The organism is Nocardia sp. NPDC004722 (genome assembly GCF_053601505.1).
Genome location: NZ_JBSGBY010000863.1, coordinates 1 through 2,697, shown reverse-complemented (window position 1 = coordinate 2,697; position 2,697 = coordinate 1). Strand labels below are relative to the sequence as shown.

General features: G+C 68.7%; 4 protein-coding genes. 3 read left to right on the top strand and 1 reads right to left on the bottom strand.

Annotated features, from left to right (window positions below; translation table 11 throughout):
• Window positions 1-168 precede the first annotated feature (168 nt).
• Window positions 169-843 carry an HAD family hydrolase gene (locus ACWELQ_RS43165; protein WP_452402759.1) on the top strand — a complete coding sequence of 225 codons (675 nt, stop codon included), beginning with the start codon at window positions 169-171 and terminating at the stop codon, window positions 841-843.
• A 58-nt stretch (window positions 844-901) separates the two neighbouring features.
• Complete coding sequence (locus ACWELQ_RS43160) at window positions 902-1,267, top strand: MmcQ/YjbR family DNA-binding protein (protein ID WP_452402758.1); 366 nt, start codon at window positions 902-904, stop codon at window positions 1,265-1,267.
• Window positions 1,268-1,312: 45 nt separating this feature from the next.
• Here ACWELQ_RS43160 and ACWELQ_RS43155 read toward each other — a convergent pair whose 3' ends face one another.
• A complete protein-coding gene (locus tag ACWELQ_RS43155; protein WP_452402757.1) occupies window positions 1,313-2,437 on the bottom strand; it encodes an epoxide hydrolase family protein in 1,125 nt (374 codons plus the stop codon).
• A gap of 117 nt (window positions 2,438-2,554) precedes the next feature.
• Between ACWELQ_RS43155 and ACWELQ_RS43150 the strand changes: the two genes are divergently transcribed.
• Window positions 2,555-2,697, top strand: a 143-nt coding sequence (locus ACWELQ_RS43150; protein ID WP_452402760.1) for a helix-turn-helix domain-containing protein, incomplete at its 3' end; no start/stop codon positions are given.

The window sequence follows — 2,697 nt, the reverse complement described above, 5'->3', positions numbered from 1 at the left end:
CGAGAATCGGTGGATCCCAGTGGATTCCTCCACCGGCCGCCTGCTGATCGCGGCCTCGGGCCTGTAGCGGCCCGACCCGCATCGCCCGGCTAGTCTGAACCGGCTCCACCCGAGGTGGGGCCGGTTTCGTTCTCATTCGAAATCTCGGCGTGGAAGGAGTGCGAGTCGGTGGCGCGGTTGGACGCGGTGTTGTGGGATATGGACGGAACGCTGCTGGACTCGGAGAAGCTCTGGGACTTGGCGTTGCGCGAACTGGCGGCGGAGTACGGGCGCGAGCTGACCGAGGAGGTTCGGCACGCGCTGATCGGGGCGTCGGGGCCCAATGCCTTCCGGATCCTGTTCGAGGGGTTGGGGATCGAGCACACGCCCGAGACGGTCGCGCAGGGCTCGGAGTGGATGGAACAGCGGGTGACCGAGCTGTTCGGCGGTCCGGTGCCGTGGCGGCCGGGCGCTCGCGAGGCCCTGGAATTGGTGCGGGCGGCCGGGATTCCGATGGCGCTGGTCACCAATACCAAGCGGTCACTGGCGGAGTTGGGCCTGGACACCATCGGCCGCGAATTCTTCGGAGCCACGGTCTGCGCCGATGAGGTGCCGCACGGCAAGCCCGCGCCGGACCTGTATCTGCGGGCGGCCGAGTTGCTCGGCGTCGACCCGGAAAGCGCTGTGGCCATCGAGGATTCGCCCACGGGTGCGACCGCCGCGCACGCGGCCGGATGCGCGCTGCTGGTGGTGCCGTGCGAGGTGCCGGTGCCGGACGCGCCGGGACGCACCTTCCGCGAGAGCCTGGTGGGACTCACCGTCGAGGATCTGGAAGACCTGCTGCGGGTGCGCGCCGCCTCCTGAACCGCGTCGTTCCCATTCGTCCAAGGCCGGGCCGCGATCATCACCTAGCCTGCGGGGTATGGACAGTGCGCTGGAGCGATTGCGCGGCCTGTGCGCCGGGCTGCCGGAGGTGACCGAGAAGGTCAGTCACGGGGAACCCGCCTGGTTCGCGGGCGGCAGGAAGATGTTCGTCATGTTCGCCGACCATCACCACGACGAGCGGCGCGGATTCTGGTGCGCCGCACCGGCCGGGGTGCAACAGGAACTGGTCGAGGCCGAGCCGCAACGCTTCTTCCGGCCGCCGTATGTGGGGCATCGCGGCTGGCTCGGGGTGTACCTGGATGTGGTGGTCGACTGGGCCGAGATCGGCGAGATCGTCGAGGACGCCTACCGCGAGGTGGCGACGAAAAAGCTGCTGGCGGTGCTGGATTCCCGCATCGCCTGAGACCGGCCCGGCGAGAACGCCGGGCCGGTCCTGGTTTTCGGGTGCTCAGCGCAGCGGGCCGAAGAAGCTCTGCAGATCACCGGCCAGCGTGGCCGGATCCTCCATGGCCGGGAAGTGCAGGCCGCGTTCGAATTCCGACCAGTGCGCGTCGGCCGGGGCCGGGACGACGCGGCGGACGGTCTCGTCCGCGCCGAAGACGGCGAAACCCTGCGGAACCACCGGCGGCGCGCCCCACTCGGAGGAATGCGACTGCTCGTAGAGGGTGTGGGCGGCCGAGCTGCCCGAACCGGTGAACCAGTACAGGCTGACCGTGGTCAGCAGCTGGTCGCGGTCGATGGGCAGATCGGTCCAGGCCTCGAATTTCTCGGCGATCCACGCCAATTGGAGCAGCGGCGAATCCACCAGTCCGTAGCCGATGGTCTGCGGTCGGCTGTTCTGGATGGCGAGATAGCCCGAGCCCTCGCGGCGGAAGGCGTCCATGCGGTCGAGGACCACCTTGTCGACCGGGTCGTTGGGGTCGAGACGATCGGCCATCCCGGGCAGGAAGGTCGCCACGTTGGCCGCCGTCATCGGATCGGTGACCACGTGCACTCCGGTCACGTGCTCGCCGTCCAGTCCCGCGACCAGACCGGATACGCCGCCGCCGACATCGCCGCCGTGCACGCCGTAGCGGTCGTAACCCAGGCGGGCCATGAGCTCGATCCAGGCGCGGGCGGCACGGGCCATGCTCCACCCGGTCGCCGACAACGGCGTGGAGAGGGTGTAGCCGGGCAGCGAGGGCGCGATCACGTGGAAGGCCGGGCCCTCGGCGGGATCGGTGAGCCGGGGGATCAGGTACAGGAATTCCGCGATCGAGCTGGGGAAGCCGTGGGTGAGCAGCAGCGGCCGCGCATCCGGACGAGTCGAGCGGACGTGCAGGAAGTGGATGTGCTGGCCGTCGATCTCGGTGGTGAACTGGGGGAAGGCATTGAGCGCGGCTTCCTGGGCGCGCCAATCGAATTCGGTGCGCCAGTAGTCGGCCAGCTCGCGCAGCGCGGATTCGGGGATGCCGCGCTCCCAGCCGGTGCCGGGCACCTGGGCGGCCCAGCGGGCCCGGGCCAGGCGGTCGTGGAGGTAATCCAGGTCGGACTGGGGGATGTCGAGGGTGAAGGGGCGAATCTCGGTGCTCATCAAGGTGTTCCGTTCACTGGGAAGAACTCTTCCGAGGCTCTTCATCTTGCGCTTGGTTCCCTCGGTAGAAGCCATTGCGGAACGTTTCGTTCCGCAATTCGCGGATTCGTTCGGAGAATGTTGGAAACCTCCGCGCGGCTGCTGCGGCTGCTGTCGCTGTTGCAGTCCCGGCGCGACTGGACCGGCGCAGAACTCGCCGACCGGCTGCAGGTCACCGGGCGCACCATCCGTAAGGACATGGACCGGCTGCGTGAACTCGG

Excerpts from the sequence above, each read along its gene's own strand:
- ACWELQ_RS43155 (WP_452402757.1), bottom strand. The coding sequence starts at position 2,437 with ATGAGCACCGAGATTCGCCCCTTCACCCTCGACATCCCCCAGTCCGAC.
- ACWELQ_RS43160 (WP_452402758.1), top strand. The coding sequence starts at position 902 with ATGGACAGTGCGCTGGAGCGATTGCGCGGCCTGTGCGCCGGGCTGCCG.